The sequence below is a fragment of the Halomonas sp. B23F22_10 genome, from assembly GCF_043496975.1.
GTDB lineage: Bacteria > Pseudomonadota > Gammaproteobacteria > Pseudomonadales > Halomonadaceae > Halomonas > Halomonas smyrnensis.
In genome coordinates this window covers 357477-369528 of the sequence record NZ_JBIEKF010000004.1, presented here as the reverse complement: position 1 = coordinate 369528, position 12052 = coordinate 357477, and the positions used below count along the sequence as shown (strand labels likewise).

The window sequence follows — 12052 nt, the reverse complement described above, 5'->3', positions numbered from 1 at the left end:
CTCAGCGACGACGCTGGCCGCGGCGTCGACGCTTGTTGCCGCCGTTCTTATCGCCGTCGCCCGCGGACTGGCCCTGGGCGCCGCCCTGACCGCCGCCCTTGCCCTGCTGGCCACGCGACTTGCGCGCCTTGCGCTGCGGCTTGGGCTGGTCGTCGGCCAGCTCGAAGTCGATCTTGCGATCGTCCAGGTCGACCCGCGCCACCTGCACCGAGACCCCGTCGCCGAGGCGGTAGCTCATGCCGCTGCGCTCGCCCTTGAGGCGGTGTTTCTCGGCCTCGTAGTGGTAGTAGTCGGAGGGCAACGAGGTGACGTGCACCAGGCCCTCGACGAAGAACTCGTCGAGGCGCACGAAGATGCCGAACTGGGTCACCGAGGCGATGGTGCCGCTGTAAGTCTCGCCGAGCTTGTCGGACATGAACTCGCACTTCAGCCAGCTCTCGACGTCGCGGGTGGCGTCGTCGGCGCGGCGCTCGGTCATCGAGCAGTGCTCGCCCAGCTCGAGCATCTGCTCGAAGGTGTACGGGCACCACTTGCTCGGCGGCTCCACCGGCGCGCCCTCCTCGCGCAGCACGGTCGCGGTCTGGCGCGGCCCGCGGATCACCGAGCGGATCGCCCGGTGCACGATCAGGTCGGGGTAGCGACGGATCGGCGAGGTGAAGTGGGCGTAGGCCGGATAGGCCAGGCCGAAGTGGCCCTCGTTCTGCGGCGAGTAGACCGCCTGACTCATGGAGCGCAGCATCACCGTCTGGATGATGTCGGCGTCCTCGCGGCCGCGGATGGTCTCGGCCAGGGCCTGGTAGTCCTGCGGCGTCGGCTCGTCGCCGCCGGGCAGCGACAGGCCCAGCTCGTTGAGGAACAGCCGCAGCTTGTCGAGGCGCTCCGGCGAGGGCCGCTCGTGGATGCGGTACAGCGCCGGCAGATCGTGCTTGTCGAGGAAGCGGGCGGTGGCGACGTTGGCCGCCAGCATGCACTCCTCGATGATCTTGTGGGCATCGTTGCGCGAACGCGGCACGATCTTCTCGATCTTGCGCTCGTCGTTGAAGACGATCGCCGTCTCGGTGGTCTCGAAGTCGATGGCGCCACGCTCGTCGCGGGCACCGCGCAGCACCTTGTAGAGGGAGTTCAGGTCGTTCAGCGGCTTGACCAGCTCGCTGTACTGTTCACGCAGCGCATCGCCCTGCTCGTCGTCCTCGTCGAGGATCGAGGCGACCTTGTTGTAGGTCAGGCGCGCGTGGGAGCGGAACACCGCCTCGTAGAAGCGATAGCGGCTGATGGCGCCCTTCTGGGAGATGTTCATCTCGCAGACCATCGCCAGGCGGTCGACGTCCGGGTTCAGCGAGCACAGGCCGTTGGACAGCAGCTCCGGCAGCATCGGCACGACCTGGCCCGGGAAGTACACCGAGTTGCCGCGGCTGATCGCCTCCTGATCCAGCGGGCTGCCCGGACGCACGTAGTGGGAGACGTCGGCGATGGCCACCAGCAGCTTCCAGCTGCCGGACTTGGTCTGCCAGGCGCAGACGGCGTCGTCGAAGTCGCGGGCGGACTCGTCGTCGATGGTCACCAGCGGCAGGTGGCGCAGGTCGACGCGGTGCGCCTTGTCTTCCTCGGCGACCTCGGCGGACATGCCGGCGATCTGGTCCTGCACCTCCGGCGGAAACTCGGACGGGATCTCGTAGCTGCGGATGGCGATATCGATCTCCATCCCCGGATCCATCCGCTCGCCCATCACCTCGGTGACATGGCCCACCGGCTGCACGCGGGTGGCCGGCTGCTTGACGATGTCGGCCGAGATCACCTGGCCGTCGCGGGCCCCGCCGCTGGCGTTATGCGGAATGATGATTTCCTGGGCGATGCGCGGATTCTCGGGAATCAGCACGCCGAAATCGGGGGTGTTCTCGCGATAGACGCCGACGATGTTCTGGGTATTGCGCGCCAGCACCTCGACGATGGTGCCCTCGTCGCGGCCGCGGCGGTCGCGGCCGCTGATCCGCACCAGCACGTGGTCGTTATGGAACACGCGGCGCATCTGGCGTGGCGGCAGCACCAGGTCGGGCTTCTTGCCGTCGTCGCGCAGCAGGAAGCCAATGCCGTCACGGTGGCCGAGCACCCGGCCCTTGATCAGGTCGAGCTTGTCGATCAGCGCATAGGCGCCGCGACGATTGCGCAGCACCTGGCCGTCGCGCTCCATGGCCGACAGGCGGCGGCGCACGGCTTCCTGCAGATCCTCGTCCTCGAGGCCCAGCATGTCGCTCATGGCCTCATGGGTGATCGGCTTGCCGTATTCCTCGAGCCGCGCCAGCAGGTATTCGCGGCTGGGTGCCGGCTTGTCGTACTTGTGGGCCTCGCGGCTGGCGTGCAGATCGTCGCTGAGCGTCCAGTGATTCATGCGGAGAGCATCCTTGGCAGGGTCGGGAACGACGGAAGGAGAGTGGCGCTCACGCGCCGCGGGCATGCAGTGATGCAATAGGGGTCTCTTGTCATGGCCGCAGTATAGCGTCGCCAAGGGTCGCACCCAACCATGCGACGGCTTATAAGGAAGATGGATACGCAAAAAAAGCCGCTCGCCGCCCCGCGAGGGGTTGCATCACCGAAAATATACGGTAATATACGCGCCACTTGCCCAGATGGCGGAATTGGTAGACGCGCTAGCTTCAGGTGCTAGTGTCCTTACGGACGTGGAGGTTCAAGTCCTCTTCTGGGCACCAATTCGATACACTGTCAGCAGCATCGTCAGGTATCACGCTCTTTAAAAGCTCGATTCGCTCGTGTTTCGCCCAGGTGGCGGAATTGGTAGACGCGCTAGCTTCAGGTGCTAGTGTCCTTACGGACGTGGAGGTTCAAGTCCTCTCCTGGGCACCATTCATCGCTCAAGCGATGGCTCGGAACACGACGAATATGCATGACGCGCCCAGGTGGCGGAATTGGTAGACGCGCTAGCTTCAGGTGCTAGTGTCCTTACGGACGTGGAGGTTCAAGTCCTCTCCTGGGCACCATCGCGTTATGCAGACAGAGCAACACATCGAGGACAGCTCCTCGAGAAAGAGCACCCACATCGCTATATCGTTTCATATCTCCGGCCGCACACGTTGCGGTTTTTTTGCGTCTGTACCCACGACTCGCCCGCCGGCCCCTCGCCGGACCAGGCCTCCTCGACTCAGTCGAAGCGCCCCGGCAGATCGGCGACCGCCTCGAGCCCCCAGCCCCGGGGATTCGCCCGCCCTTCCAGCGCGCGCTCCACCGTCTCCGGCAGATTCGGGAAGAAATCCAGCCCGGTCAGCGCCTCGATGCGATCGATGCTGACCACGAAGCGATCCAGCGGCTCATCGCCGCGCACGTCCTGCGGCATCACGAAGGCCAGCGCCATGGGCCGCTCGCCCGGCACCACCAGGATCTTGTAGAACGCCTCGGGCACTTCCACCAGGCCGACCCGGCGCAGCATGCCCCGGGTGAAGTCCGCGTCGAAGACCGGCCCGTCGATCACCTGCAGGGTGCCGTGGCGCGGCACGAAACGATCGATCACCACTTCCTCCAGGCGCTGCCAGAGCCGACGATTCAGGTCCGGCCGCTGGGGCACCATGTTGCTCATCAGGAAGGTGTCGTACTGGGCGGCGGGGCCATGCACCCGTGCGATGGCATAGTTGGGTGCCAGATGGCCGCGATCGTAGCCGCTGCGCAAATAGCTGTCCGGCGTGACCGGCCACAGGGTGCGCCAGTCGCGACGAAAGCCCGGCCGGTCACCGACATCGGTCGCGCGATCGTCACTCAGCACGTAACTGGCCCACAGCGGACTGACGCGCACGTCCGACCAGCCCACCAGGAAGCCGTCGTTGCGCAGCACCCGATGCAGGCTAAGCGGCGTCAGCCGCTCCCAGGTCGGCACGCCCATCCAGCTGAGGCGCTCGCGCACCTCGCGCTCTTCCATGTACCAGAGCCCGCTGCCCACCGCCGCGAACAGCGCGGCGATGCCCAGGCGGCGCAGCGAACCGCGCCATGACGGCAGGCGAAAGAGACGTTGCAGCACCGGCGGGCCTTACCAGCCCAGCGCGAACATGGTCTCGAGGTCGTGGCGCGAATGCACCTGCAGCGCGTTGAGGGTCTCGGTCTCGCGGATGCCCTCGACGTCGTTGAGACGCCCGGTCACCAGCTCCGCCAGGCCCTCGAAGTCACGGGTCCGGGCGATGGCGACCAGATCGTAGCGTCCGCAGGTGGAGAACACCTCGCTGATGCCCTCCACCTCGGCCAGACGCTCGGCCACGGACTTCACCTGGCCCTTCTCGGTGTTGATCAGGATGACGGCATTCTGCATGGAGCAATCTCCCTCGAAAAGCGGTTCACGGCGGCGAGTATAACAGCGTCCCCGGCCGACGGGGGCCCGGCCGCTCGTCGCGCCCACCGGGCTCGGCTACGCTGAGGAGACCGACCCTCGCCGGATGCCCGCGCACCGCGGCGGGGTCGAGACGCCAAGAGCCGGACCACCGGCCGCCGAGCGACCTCAACCGTGACCCTCAGGAGGAGCCATCATGGCCAACCCTAGCCGTCGTGATTTCATGCGCCACAGCCTGCTGGGCCTCGCCGCCCTGCCGCTGGGCATCGGCGTGCTGTCGACGCGCAGCTTCGCCCAGGACCTGTCGCCCCTGGACCCCGAGAGCGATCAGGCCAAGGCGCTGAACTACGTCGAGACGGCCGCCGAGGCCAGCGACCATCCGGCCTATGCCGAGGGCGAGACCTGCGCCAACTGCATGTTCTACCAGGCCGACTCCCGGGGCTGCCAGCTGTTCCCGCAGAACAGCGTGGCCCCCGAAGGCTGGTGCCAGTCCTGGACCGCCAAGGCCTGATCCCGAGCCAGGAACCGGCCCTCCCAACGCAGGCGGCCCGCACCTCCCCGGTGCGGGCCGGGTCCTTGGGGGAGGCCGCTTACGCCTCCTTCTGCTCATCCTCCGGCAGCGGCCAGTGATAGCGACGCACGACCTCGTCGTCCTCCATCGACTCGAGCCTCACCGGGAAGCCCCACAGCTGGTGCAGGTGACGCATCACCGGGTAGACGCTGCGCGCCAGCGGGCGACGGCTGTCCTGGACGTGACGCAGGGTCAGCGAGCGGTCGCCGCGGATGTCCGCCGACCAGACCTGGATGTTGGGCTCGCGCACCGACAGCGCATACTGCACGGCCAGGCCGTCGCGAATGCGCTGATAGCCGCGATCGTCGTGGATGGCGGCCACCTCGAGCATCTCGTCGCGATCGTCGTCGAGCACCATGAACAACTTCAGGTCGCGAATCACCTTGGGCGACAGGTATTGCTGGATGAAGGACTCGTCCTTGAAGTTGCGCATGGCGAAGTGCAGCGTCTCGAGCCAGTCGCTGCCGGCGATATCCGGGAACCAGCGCCGATCCTCGTCGGTGGGATGCTCACAGATTCGCCGCAGGTCGGTGAACATGGCGAAGCCCAGGGCGTAGGGATTGATGCCGCTGTAGTGGGGGCTGTCGAAGGCCGGTTGATAGACCACCGAGGTGTGCGACTGCAGGAACTCCAGGATCAGTCCCTCGTCCACCAGGCCGTCGTCATACAGGCGGTTCATCAGGGTATAGTGCCAGAAGGTCGCCCAGCCCTCGTTCATCACCTGGGTCTGGCGCTGGGGATAGAAGTACTGCGCCAGCTTGCGCACGATGCGGACCACCTCGCGCTGCCAGGGTGCCAGCAGCGGCGCGTTCTTCTCGATGAAGTAGAGCAGGTTCTCCTGGGGCTCGGGGGGATAGCGGCCGCCGGCGTGCAGGCCGAGGGGGTCCTCCTCGTCGCCGACGTCCTGATGCCCCTCCTCGGGCGGACGCCCGGGAATGGTGCTCCACAGGGTATTGACCTGGGCCTGGAGATAGGCGGAGCGCTCCTGCTGGCGACGCGCCTCCTCCTCGGCGGAGATCGGCGAGGGACGCTTGTAGCGGTCGACCCCGTAGTTCTGCAGCGCATGACAGGCATCGAGCAGCTGTTCGACCGCGGTCACCCCGTGGCGCTCCTCGCACTCGGCCAGGTAGCGCCGGGCGAACAGCAGGTAGTCGACGATGGAGCTGGCATCGGTCCAGGTGCGGAACAGGTAGTTGCCCTTGAAGAAGGAGTTGTGGCCATAGCAGGCGTGGGCCATCACCAGCACCTGCATCATCAGGGTGTTCTCCTCCATCAGGTAGGCGATGCAGGGATCGGAGTTGATGACCAGCTCGTAGGCCAGCCCCATCTGGCCGCGCCGATAGGCCTGTTCCACGGCCAGGAACTGCTTGCCGAAGGACCAGTGATGATAGCCCACCGGCATGCCCACGCTGGCGTAGGCGTCCATCATCTGCTCGGTGGTGATGATCTCGATCTGGTTGGGATAGGTATCCAGCCGATACTCGTCGGCCAGCCGGGCGATCTCCGTCTCGAACCGCTCCAGGACCTCGAAGTTCCAGTCGGAGCCACTGGCGATGGGCTTGCGTTCGGTCATGCTGCCTCCTTGGCCTCGCCTCAGGACTGGACCGTGCGGCGCCGGAACAGGTCGCGGAACACCGGGTAGATGTCGCCGGCCTCGACGATCTGACGCATGGCGAAGCGCTCGGGATACTCGGCCTCGACCTTCTCGTACTCCTCCCACAGCGCCTGATGCGCGTGGGGCGTGATCTCCACGTAGGTGAAGTACTGCAGTCGCGGCATCAGGCCGTTGGCCAGCTGGTCGCGACAGGTCAGGGAGTCGTCGTCCCAGTTGTCGCCGTCCGAGGCCTGGGCCACGTAGAGGTTCCACTGGGTCGGCGGATAGCGGTCGGTGATGATCTCGTCGACCAGGGTCAGGGCGCTGGAGACGATGGTGCCGCCGGTCTCGCGGGAGTAGAAGAACTCCTCCTCGTCGACCTCCTTGGCGGCGGTGTGGTGACGCACGAAGACCAGCTCGACCTTCTCGTAGTTGCGTTCCAGGAACAGGTAGAGCAGCAGGAAGAAGCGCTTGGCGATGTCCTTGTGGGCCTGGGTCATGGAGCCGGAGACGTCCATCACGCAGAACATCACCGCCTTGCTCGACGGCTGTGGCTGGTTGACCAGGTTGTTGTAGCGCAGGTCGTAGGTATCGATGAAGGGCACCGACTCGAGGCGCTTCTCGAGCCGCTCGATCTCGACCTTCAGCTCGGCGATCCGCGCCGGATTGCGCAGCACCTGATCCTTGCGCTCCTCGGCCTCCAGCGCCTCCTGCGCCTCGCGCAGGGCCCGACGAATCGGCCCGCGCATGGCGATGCGCCGGGCATGGGCCTCGCGCATCGAGCGCACGATGTTGATCCTCGCCGGCACCCCGTCGCGGGTGAAGCCGGCCCGCACCGGACGCACCTCGTCGAGGTCGACCAGGTTCTTGCGCTCCAGGTGCGGCAGCTCCAGGCCATCGAAGACGAAGTCCAGGAACTCCTCGCGGGACAGGGTGAAGGCGAACTCGTCCATGCCCTCGCCCTGGTTGGAGGCGCTGCCCTCGCCGGATCCGCCGCCGCCTCCCCCGCCGGGACGCCGCAGGCGGTCGCCCTCGACGAACTCCTTGTTGCCGGGGGCGATGATCGAGCGCTGGCCGCCGGGCCCGTGCTGGAACACCGGCTCGGAGATGTCGCGGGCGGGAATCGACACCTTCTCGCCGCGCTCCATGTCGGTGATGGAGCGGCGGTTGACCGCTTCCTCGACGGACCGTTTGATATGGGTGCGATAGCGATCGAGGAAACGCTGGCGATTGACCGCACTCTTGTGCCTCGCATTGGCACGGCGGTCGATGAAGTAGGTCATGCGGACCTCCTGGGCTGCCCTGCGTCCATGCGAGGCGCCCTCCCTCGGCGCCCCGCGCGGACCTCGACGGCTACTGCGACTTGCGTACCCGCAGATACCACTCGGAGAGCAGGCGCACCTGCTTCTCGGTGTAGCCGCGGTCGACCATGCGGGCCACGAAATCCTCGTGCTTCTTCTGGTCCGCGGTGGAGGCCTTGGCGTTGAAGGAGATCACCGGCAGCAGCTCCTCGGTGTTGGCGAACATCTTGTGCTCGATCACCCCACGCAGCTTCTCGTAGGACTGCCAGCTCGGGTTCATGCCGTTGTTCTGGGCCCGGGCCCGCAGCACGAAGTTAACCACCTCGTGACGGAAGTCCTTGGGGTTGGAGATGCCCGCCGGCTTCTCGATCTTCTCCAGCTCCTCGTTGAGGGACTGACGGTCGAACAGCTCGCCGGTCTCCGGGTCGCGATACTCCTGATCCTGGATCCAGAAGTCGGCGTAGGTGACGTAGCGGTCGAAGATGTTCTGACCGTACTCGGAGTAGGACTCGAGATAGGCGGTCTGGATCTCCTTGCCGATGAAGTCCACGTAGCGCGGCGCCAGGAACTCCTTGATGAAGCGCAGGTAGCGCTCGAAGGTCTCCTTGGGCAGCTGCTCCTGCTCGAGGCGCTGCTCGAGCACGTAGAGCAGATGCACCGGGTTGGCCGCCACCTCGTGGTTGTCGAAGTTGAACACCTTGGACAGGATCTTGAAGGCGAAGCGCGTGGAGAGCCCGTCCATGCCCTCGTCGACCCCGGCGGCGTCACGGTACTCCTGGATCGACTTGGCCTTGGGATCGGTGTCCTTGAGGTTCTCGCCGTCGTAGACCCGCATCTTGGAATAGACGCTGGAGTTCTCCGACTCCTTGAGCCGCGAGAGCACCGAGAACTGGGCCAGCATGCGCAGGGTATCCGGCGCGCAGGGTGCCTGGTTGAGCGAGGAGTGCTCGAGCAGCTTCTTGTAGATGTTGATCTCTTCGCTCACCCGCAGACAGTAGGGCACCTTGACGATGTAGACCCGGTCGAGGAAGGCCTCGTTGTTGCGGTTGTTGCGGAAGGCCTGCCACTCGCTCTCGTTGGAATGCGCCAGCACGATGCCGTCGAACGGGATCGCCCCCATGCCCTCGGTGGGGTTGTAGTTGCCCTCCTGGGTGGCGGTCAGCAGCGGATGCAGCACCTTGATCGGCGCCTTGAACATCTCGACGAACTCCATCAGGCCCTGGTTGGCCCGGCACAGGCCGCCGGAGAAGCTGTAGGCGTCGGGATCGTCCTGGGAATAGAGCTCGAGCTGGCGGATATCCACCTTGCCGACCAGCGAGGAGATGTCCTGGTTGTTCTCGTCGCCGGGCTCCGTCTTGGCGATGGCGATCTGATTGAGCCGCGACGGATAGAGCCGCACCACCCGGAACTGGCTGATGTCACCGCCGGCCTCCTTGAGGCGCTTGGCGGCCCAGGGCGACATCACGCTCTTCAGGCAGCGCGGCGGGATACCGTATTCCTTCTCGAGCAGCTCGCCGTCGTGCTCGGGCGAGAACAGCGCCAGCGGAGATTCCTGCACCGGCGACCCCTTGATGGCGTAGAACGGCACGTGCTCCATCAGCAGCTTGAGGCGCTCGGCCAGCGACGACTTGCCGCCGCCGACCGGGCCGAGCAGGTAGAGGATCTGCTTCTTCTCCTCAAGCCCCTGGGCGGCATGTCGGAAGTAGGCGACGATCTGCTCGATCGCCTCCTCCATGCCGTAGAACTCGGAGAACGCCGGATAACGGCGGATGACCTTGTTGGAGAAGATACGCGACAGGCGAGGATCCTTGGCCGTGTCGATCACCTCGGGCTCGCCGATGGCTTCCAGCATTCGTTCGGCCGCACTGGCGTAGGCCGAGGGATCCTCACGGCAGAGTTCCAGGTACTCCTGCAGGCTCATTTCCTCCTGCAGGGTTCGTTCGAAGCGGTTCTGCACATGATCGAAGATGCTCATCGATGCCTCCTTAAAGCCCGGGACTCCGGCTTGGCGGTCCTCGCCCTGCTGGCCGGGTCGGTAGCTTCATCGTAGTCAGCTCGACCGGACGATGGTGCCCGGAACCTTCAACGCAGGGCTGCACTCCCTATGAGCCCGCGAACCCGAAGCGGTTCATCCCGAGAGGGACAGATTTTCAACGAACGCGGCCCACTCCCCTCCCTAGAGCGTGGCGGCCAGCCGCACGCCCTGGTCGATGGCGCGCCGGGCATCGAGCTCGGCAGCCTCGTCGGCGCCGCCGATGACGTGAACCGACACGCCGGCCGCTCGCAGCGGTTCGAGCATGTCGCGCACCGATTGCTGACCGGCGCACACCACCACGCTGTCGACCTCGAGCAGCCTCGGCTCACCGCCGACGCGGACATGCAGGCCGGCATCGTCGATGCCGACGTATTCGCAGCCGGCCAGCATCTCGACGCCGCGGTGACGCAGCGAGGCACGATGCACCCAGCCGGTGGTAGCGCCGAGCCCGCGACCGGGCTTCGACGCCTTGCGCTGCAGCAGGGTGACCCGCCGCGGCACCGTGGGCCTGGTCGGCGCCCGCAGCCCGCCCGGCGAGGCCACCGAGAGGTCCACGCCCCATTCGGCGCACCAGGCCTCGGCGTCCAGGGCGGGGTGGCCGGCATGGGTCAGCAGCTCCGCCACGTCGAAGCCGATGCCCCCGGCACCGATGATCGCCACCCTCGGCCCCACCCGCTCCGGCTGCTGAATCGCCAGCGGATAGGCCATCACCTTCGGGTGATCGATGCCCGGCAGCTCGAGGGCGCGCGGCCGCACGCCGGTGGCCAGCACCACCTCATCGAAGCCGCGAAGTTCGTGGAGCCCGGGCGCAACGCCGAGCCGCACGCTCACGCCATACCGGCCGAGCATGGTGCGGAAATAGCGCAGCGTCTCGTCGAACTCCTCCTTGCCGGGAATCCGCCGGGCATGGTTGAACTGCCCGCCCAGCTCGGCCTGGCGCTCGAACAGCGTGACCGCATGGCCGCGCTCGGCGGCGGTGACCGCCGCGGCGAGCCCGGCGGGACCGCCGCCCACCACGGCGATGCGCCTGACCGATTCGGCCGGCGCGATCGCAAGCTCGGTCTCGTGGCCGGCCCGCGGATTGACCAGGCACGAGGTCGTCTTGCCCTGGAAGGTGTGGTCGAGACAGGCCTGGTTGCAGGCGATGCAGGTGTTGATCTCGCCGCTCCGCCCCTCGCGGGCCTTGGCCACCCAGGCCGGATCGGCCAGGAAGGGGCGCGCCATGGAGACCATGTCCGCCACGCCGTCGGCCAGCAGCCGCTCGGCCACCTCGGGCATGTTGATGCGATTGGTGGCGATCAGCGGCACCGGCAACTCATCGCGCATGCGCCGCGAGACCTCGGCGAACAGCGCCCGCGGCACGCTGGTGACGATGGTCGGCACCCTTGCCTCGTGCCAGCCGATGCCGCCGTCGATGGCATCGGCGCCGGCCTCGGCCACCGCGCGCCCCAGGGCGACCACCTCGTCATGGGTGCTGCCCTCCTCCACCAGGTCGATCATCGACAGCCGGAACAGGATCAGCGCCTCGGGCCCCAGGGCCCGGCGAATCCGCCGCACCGCCTCCACCGGGAAGCGAATGCGGTTGGCGAAGCCACCGCCCCATTCGTCCTCGCGGTGATTGGTGCGGCGGCACACGAACTGATTGATCAGATAGCCCTCGGAGCCCATGACCTCGACACCGTCGTAGCCGGCCTCCCGGGCCAGCCGGGCGCATCGGACGTAGTCGTCCAGGGTGCGTTCGATCTCGTCGGCGCCGAGGGCACGCGGCTCGCGCGGATTGATCGGCGCCCGGATCGCCGAGGGCGCCACCGGCGCGTCCGTGTAGGCGTAGCGGCCGGCGTGCAGGATCTGCAGGCAGATATGGCCGCCCTCGGCGTGGACCGCCTCGACCAGGCGGCGGTGTTCGGCCACCTGTTCGGGCCGCTCCAGGGTCGCGCCGCCGGCGAAGACCGCCCCCTCGGCATTGGGCGCGATGCCGCCCCCGACGATCAGCGACACGCCCGCCCGGGCGCGCTCGGCATAGAAGGCGGCCAGGCGTTCGAAACCGCCGGGCATTTCTTCCAGGTTGGTGTGCATAGAGCCCATCACCACCCGATTGGGAAGGCGCAGCGGGCCCAGTGCGATGGGGCGAAAAAGATTCGGAAAGTCAGCCACGCTCGAGCACCCTCGGACCGTCGACAGAAATTAAAACAACTGTATGACAGACTCGCGGGCAGCGCAAAAATCG

At 66.7% G+C, this 12052-nt stretch carries 8 protein-coding genes and 3 tRNA genes; 4 read left to right on the top strand and 7 right to left on the bottom strand.

The window, feature by feature from the left end:
• Position 1: 1 nt before the first annotated feature.
• Positions 2–2386, bottom strand: coding sequence for a ribonuclease R (gene rnr / locus ACGTNF_RS11470; RefSeq protein WP_394601837.1), 2385 nt, complete (start codon positions 2384–2386; stop codon positions 2–4).
• 232 nt (positions 2387–2618) lie between these two features.
• Between rnr and ACGTNF_RS11465 the strand changes: the two genes are divergently transcribed.
• The 3 genes from ACGTNF_RS11465 to ACGTNF_RS11455 all read left to right on the top strand — a co-directional run bounded on the left by ACGTNF_RS11465 (position 2619) and on the right by ACGTNF_RS11455 (position 2993).
• Positions 2619–2705: transfer RNA gene (locus tag ACGTNF_RS11465), tRNA-Leu, on the top strand.
• Between the two features lie 67 nt (positions 2706–2772).
• Positions 2773–2859: transfer RNA gene (locus ACGTNF_RS11460), tRNA-Leu, on the top strand.
• A gap of 47 nt (positions 2860–2906) precedes the next feature.
• Positions 2907–2993: transfer RNA gene (locus ACGTNF_RS11455), tRNA-Leu, on the top strand.
• Positions 2994–3154: 161 nt separating this feature from the next.
• Here ACGTNF_RS11455 and ACGTNF_RS11450 read toward each other — a convergent pair.
• Both ACGTNF_RS11450 and ACGTNF_RS11445 read right to left on the bottom strand, forming a co-directional pair.
• Positions 3155–3979 carry a DNA/RNA non-specific endonuclease gene (locus ACGTNF_RS11450; protein ID WP_394601939.1) on the bottom strand — a complete coding sequence of 275 codons (825 nt, stop codon included), beginning with the start codon at positions 3977–3979 and terminating at the stop codon, positions 3155–3157.
• Between the two features lie 51 nt (positions 3980–4030).
• Positions 4031–4306, bottom strand: a complete 276-nt coding sequence (locus ACGTNF_RS11445) for an Lrp/AsnC family transcriptional regulator (RefSeq protein ID WP_016853663.1) — start codon at positions 4304–4306, stop codon at positions 4031–4033.
• 214 nt (positions 4307–4520) lie between these two features.
• Here ACGTNF_RS11445 and ACGTNF_RS11440 point away from each other — a divergent pair, with 214 nt between their 5' ends.
• On the top strand, positions 4521–4835 hold the full coding sequence (locus ACGTNF_RS11440; protein ID WP_016853662.1) for a high-potential iron-sulfur protein: 315 nt from the start codon (positions 4521–4523) through the stop codon (positions 4833–4835).
• A gap of 79 nt (positions 4836–4914) precedes the next feature.
• On the opposite strand, the gene ACGTNF_RS11435 is transcribed toward ACGTNF_RS11440, so the two are convergent.
• The 4 genes from ACGTNF_RS11435 to ACGTNF_RS11420 form a co-directional block, all read right to left on the bottom strand.
• On the bottom strand, positions 4915–6468 hold the full coding sequence (locus ACGTNF_RS11435; protein WP_016853661.1) for a SpoVR family protein: 1554 nt from the start codon (positions 6466–6468) through the stop codon (positions 4915–4917).
• Between the two features lie 20 nt (positions 6469–6488).
• Positions 6489–7772 (bottom strand): YeaH/YhbH family protein, encoded by a 1284-nt coding sequence (locus ACGTNF_RS11430; protein ID WP_394601836.1) that lies wholly within the window; start codon positions 7770–7772, stop codon positions 6489–6491.
• 70 nt (positions 7773–7842) lie between these two features.
• Positions 7843–9765 (bottom strand): PrkA family serine protein kinase, encoded by a 1923-nt coding sequence (locus ACGTNF_RS11425; RefSeq protein WP_394601835.1) that lies wholly within the window; start codon positions 9763–9765, stop codon positions 7843–7845.
• 201 nt (positions 9766–9966) lie between these two features.
• Positions 9967–11979, bottom strand: coding sequence for an FAD-dependent oxidoreductase (locus ACGTNF_RS11420; RefSeq protein ID WP_394601834.1), 2013 nt, complete (start codon positions 11977–11979; stop codon positions 9967–9969).
• Between the last annotated feature and the right edge of the window lie 73 nt (positions 11980–12052).

Bases quoted from the DNA above. Each gene is read 5' to 3' on its own strand.
- ACGTNF_RS11440 (WP_016853662.1), top strand. From the start codon at position 4,521: ATGGCCAACCCTAGCCGTCGTGATTTCATGCGCCACAGCCTGCTGGGC.
- ACGTNF_RS11445 (WP_016853663.1), bottom strand. From the start codon at position 4,306: ATGCAGAATGCCGTCATCCTGATCAACACCGAGAAGGGCCAGGTGAAG.
- ACGTNF_RS11430 (WP_394601836.1), bottom strand. From the start codon at position 7,772: ATGACCTACTTCATCGACCGCCGTGCCAATGCGAGGCACAAGAGTGCG.
- rnr (WP_394601837.1), bottom strand. From the start codon at position 2,386: ATGAATCACTGGACGCTCAGCGACGATCTGCACGCCAGCCGCGAGGCC.
- ACGTNF_RS11425 (WP_394601835.1), bottom strand. From the start codon at position 9,765: ATGAGCATCTTCGATCATGTGCAGAACCGCTTCGAACGAACCCTGCAG.
- ACGTNF_RS11435 (WP_016853661.1), bottom strand. From the start codon at position 6,468: ATGACCGAACGCAAGCCCATCGCCAGTGGCTCCGACTGGAACTTCGAG.